The sequence below is a fragment of the Gordonia sp. (in: high G+C Gram-positive bacteria) genome, from assembly GCF_020438995.1.
Lineage (GTDB): Bacteria > Actinomycetota > Actinomycetes > Mycobacteriales > Mycobacteriaceae > Gordonia.
The window spans coordinates 1-4,220 of record NZ_JAGQTN010000058.1 but is presented as its reverse complement, the minus strand read 5'-3'; the positions used below and the strand labels follow the sequence as shown (position 1 = coordinate 4,220).

The 4,220-nt window shown below is 67.4% G+C and carries 5 protein-coding genes and 1 pseudogene; 5 read left to right on the top strand and 1 reads right to left on the bottom strand.

The window, feature by feature from the left end:
- Window positions 1–197: BldC family transcriptional regulator (locus tag KDB67_RS05015; RefSeq protein ID WP_291013149.1), on the bottom strand; the 197-nt coding region annotated here is incomplete at its 3' end.
- 213 nt (window positions 198–410) lie between these two features.
- Between KDB67_RS05015 and KDB67_RS05010 the strand changes: the two genes are divergently transcribed.
- From KDB67_RS05010 to KDB67_RS04990, 5 genes and pseudogenes are all read left to right on the top strand, one after another.
- Window positions 411–752: a DUF4229 domain-containing protein gene (locus KDB67_RS05010; protein ID WP_291013146.1), complete on the top strand. Its 342-nt coding sequence runs from the start codon at window positions 411–413 to the stop codon at window positions 750–752.
- 8 nt (window positions 753–760) lie between these two features.
- Window positions 761–1,909 carry a PLP-dependent cysteine synthase family protein gene (locus KDB67_RS05005; protein ID WP_291013144.1) on the top strand — a complete coding sequence of 383 codons (1,149 nt, stop codon included), beginning with the start codon at window positions 761–763 and terminating at the stop codon, window positions 1,907–1,909.
- 312 nt (window positions 1,910–2,221) lie between these two features.
- Window positions 2,222–2,695, top strand: a complete 474-nt coding sequence (locus tag KDB67_RS05000) for a hypothetical protein (protein WP_291013140.1) — start codon at window positions 2,222–2,224, stop codon at window positions 2,693–2,695.
- Between the two features lie 87 nt (window positions 2,696–2,782).
- Window positions 2,783–3,508, top strand: a complete 726-nt coding sequence (locus KDB67_RS04995; protein WP_291013139.1) for an ABC transporter ATP-binding protein — start codon at window positions 2,783–2,785, stop codon at window positions 3,506–3,508.
- A gap of 3 nt (window positions 3,509–3,511) precedes the next feature.
- A pseudogene (locus KDB67_RS04990) lies at window positions 3,512–4,220 on the top strand (ABC transporter permease); the annotation flags it as partial.

The window sequence follows — 4,220 nt, the reverse complement described above, 5'->3', positions numbered from 1 at the left end:
GCGACGACGTCGGCCTCGCGGAAGCGGCGGTGGCCGCCGGGGGTGCGGATGGAGCTGAGAACCCCGGAGCTGGCCCAGCGGGCGACGGTCTTGGGGTTGACGTTGAACATTGCGGCTACCTGACCGGGGGTCAGGGTGTGCTGCGCCGCGACGCCGGGGGTGATGAAGTCGCTGGGCGCGGTTTCGAGTGTGGTCACGGGGGTCCTCCCGACTGGGTGATCGGTCCGCACCGGTGGCGCGGAACCGAAGCGGCTGGGGTGGCAGTCCGCCCGCCGTGACCTCGCCTTTGAATCGGCCGGTCCCGGACAAATGAACTGTGCGCTTCATGAATACACGCAAATCGCCCGGGTACTCGAACAGTCAGCTAATGGTAAAGAAACGGCAAAATGGACTGGCGTACCCTGAACGCCGTGCCAAACGACAGTCAGCAGCAAAACGGGGGCAGTGAATTGACGGGCGGGGAACCGGCGGGAGCGTCCACGGGTGCGCTGATCCGTGCGGTTGTCCTGTACGCGGTGGCCAGGCTCGCGCTCGTCGCAGTGTTCACCCTGCTCATCCTGTTCATCCCCAAGCTGTTCAGTGTGACCGTCCCGTTCATCGCGGCGCTGGCCTTCGGTGTCCTCATCGCCCTGCCGCTGGGCATGTTCCTGTTCAAGGGCCTGCGGACCGACGTCAACGACAACATCGCCGCGGTCGACGCCGAACGTCAACGCAAGCACGACGACCTCCAGGCCCGGCTGCGGGGCAAGTGAGCCCAACAGTGACGCCGGAGTGGGCCGCGTCGGCCCTCGACATCGACCATCGCGGCGACACCACCTGGCAGCGCAACGCCGTCAGGCTCATCGAGGCCGATGCCCGGCGCAGCGCCGACACCCACCTGCTGCGGGTGGAGTTGCCGACGTGGTCGCGCTGGACGGCCACCGACGGCACTGAGACCGGGGTCGAGCTGTACCTGAAGGACGAGAGCACCCATCCGACGGGATCTCTCAAGCACCGGCTCGCGCGGTCGCTGTTCCTGTACGCGATCTGCAACGGCTGGGTCACCGAGAACACGACCGTTATCGAGGCGTCGTCCGGGTCCACTGCTGTAAGTGAGGCGTATTTCGCCAAGCTGATCGGGGTGCCGTTCGTGGCGGTGATGACCAAGGGCACCTCGCCGACCAAGACCGCCCTCATCGAACGCCAGGGCGGCCGCTGCCACTTCGTCGACAAACCGGGCCAGGTGTACGACGCGGCGCACCGGCTCGCCGACGAGCTGGGCGGCCACTTCATCGACCAGTTCACGATGGCCGAACGGGCCACCGACTGGCGCGGCAACAACAACATCGCCGAGTCGATCTTCGCGCAACTCGAATGCGAACAGCATCCGGTGCCGACGTGGATCGTCGTCGGCGCCGGAACCGGCGGCACGTCGGCCACGCTCGGCCGCTACCTGCGCTACCGTCGGCACCCCACCTGGCTGTGCGTGGTGGACCCGGAGAACTCGGTGTTCACCCCGGCCTACGAAGCCGGCGACGGCACGCTCATCTCCGACGCCGGATCGCGCATCGAGGGCATCGGCCGGCCACGCGTCGAGCCGTCGTTCGTCTCGCAGGTCATCGACCGGATGATCCGGGTGCCCGACGCCGCGTCCGTGGCGACGGCCCGCCTGGTGTCAGACCGCCTCGGCAGGCTGGTCGGCGGGTCGACGGGCACCAACATGTGGGGCGCGCTGAAACTGGTCGCCGAGATGGTCGCCGAGCGCCGCCCCGGCAGCGTCGTCACCCTCCTGTGCGACCCGGGCGACCGCTACACCCACACCTACTTCGACGACGCCTGGGTCGCCGCCCAGGGCCTGGACCTGACTGGCCCCCACAACGTCCTCGATGAGTTCTTCGCCATCGGCCGCTGGTCGATGCCCCGCCCCTGACGTTTGCCAGTGGAAGTTCCGTGTGTCATCGGAGCACAGGTCTTCCCGGGGTAGTCGGTCAAGCATGATCTGTGTCGCTGCGCGGCCCGCCGTAACTGACGCCGAGTGCCTTGGAACCGCTGCATGGCGTCGGCCTGGATGGTGCTGCGATTGATGTCCGGCTCCTCATCGAAAGAGGTTGTCCCTGCGAGACTTCGCCGCAGGGTACGCAGTCTCGCCGACCGCCCGGTCCCTCGACGCACCCTGACATCGTGGATGACCGGGCGGGGGACACCGGTTCGGCTGGCCGGTGGACTCGGCGTCGTTCTCCGCATGCAGGTAGACGTTCGGCTTGTACTGTCCGGTGACCGCGCAGTACGGGGTGTCGCCCCTCGACGGCCCCTCGTCGCCTACATCGGGCACGACGACCTTGCCCGTGTAGTGGACGAGTACCGCCTGCAGATCCAACCGGATCACCTGCTGCCCGATGTGGTTCTGTGGGAGGTGGAGGATCTGTCCGCAGTACCCCGAAATCCCCCCGACCCCCACTGCGCCGCCGCGTTGGTCGCGGCATTGGATCTCGCCAGTTCTGATGCCGATGACGCCATCGCGGCCTCGGAACGGATTCTGGCGGCAGCCATCGACGCGTCGGCCACACTTGATCGCCCGAAAGCGAGCGGCCCGAGATCGACGTACGCCGATCGACGCCCCCGCGTCGTCGTGAACGACCTGGCCACCCTCCGGGGAGCCTCGACCGGGATAGTGGAACTGCCGGTACGGCTAGATTGGTGCCACCGTGGTACCTGAGGCTCCTTGGCGGGATCGCTGTTTCCGTGGCCGGCGCGGCACACGCGCCTAAGGTGTGCCTAAGGGCGCTGGGTTACGATCCGCAGCATGAGTGAATCGGCACAAACCGGGCCCGACGCGGCAAGGTCCGGCGTTCCGCTGGTTCAGGCGCGGAATCTGGTGCGTGAGTACCGGATGGGTGATCAGACGGTGCGGGCGCTCGACGGACTCGACCTGACCCTGGGCGGCGGGCAGTTCGCGTCGGTGGTTGGGCCGTCGGGTGCGGGGAAGTCGACGCTGCTGCATGTGCTCGGTGCGCTCGACACCCCTACGTCCGGGACCATCACCGTCGACGGGGTGGATCTCGGTTCGCTCGACGACGCGGCGGCTTCGTCGTTCCGGCGGACTCGGGTCGGGTTCATCTTCCAGTTCTTCAATCTGGTGCCGACGATGTCGGCGTGGGAGAACGTGGCCCTGCCCCGGCTGCTCGACAGTCAGTCGCTGCGCAAGGCGAAGCCGCGGGCCGTCGAACTGCTCGAACGGGTGGGCCTCGGCGCACGGATCGATCACCGGCCGAGTGAGCTGTCCGGGGGCCAGATGCAGCGGGTGGCGATCGCGCGTTCGCTCATCATGGACCCGGCGATCCTGCTGGCCGACGAACCGACCGGCAACCTCGACTCCAAGACCGGGCAGTCGGTGCTCGAACTGCTCGGCGAGGTGGCGCACGACCCCGACAGGGCTGCGGGCCGGCTGGTGGTGATGGTCACCCACGACGCGGGGGCGGCGGCGTTCGCCGACACCACCATCACCGTGCGCGACGGCCGGGTCGCCTGACCCATGATCTCGTCTCTGCTCGCGGGTCTGACCCGGATCCGCCTGATCAACCTGCGTGAACTGCGCACCCACCGGCTGCGGGTGCTGACCTCGCTGTCGGTGGTCGTGGTGTCCTCGGCGCTGCTGATCGCGGTGCTCGGCACCTATGGCTCGATGACCGAGTCTGTGCGGCAATTCAATTCGGCGATCAGCGGGGCGGCGAAGCTGGAGGTCACCGCGATCGGCGACGCCGGTCTCGACGCCGCGATCGCCGGACAGATCCGCGGTGAGGTGCCCGGGGCCAAGGCCGTCGTGCCGATGATTCGAGGTACCGCCAGAATCGGTTCGGGGACAACCGAAACCGATCTGGAGAAGCCGGATAAGACTGTGCCGCTGCTCGGTTCGGATTTTCGGGTGTCATCGCTGTCGGGTGACCTTCGAAAAGCCATGGACCAGAACGAAAACCAGAAAGAAGAAACGCAGAGCCGCTTCAGCACGGAGCAGTTGGCCTCCGGGGTGATCGCCGGCCCGGGCACCGGACTGGTCAAGGACCAGAAGACCACCATCAACGGGATACCCGTCACCGTGCTCGACGTCGCCGGCGGTGACGCGCTCAACGGCGGCGGCTTCGTGTTCGCCTATCTGAATCTGGCGCAACGGCTCACGGCCAAGGTGGGCAGGCTCGATTCGATCCTCATCGTTCCGCGCGACGGTGTCCCCACCGCACAGCTGC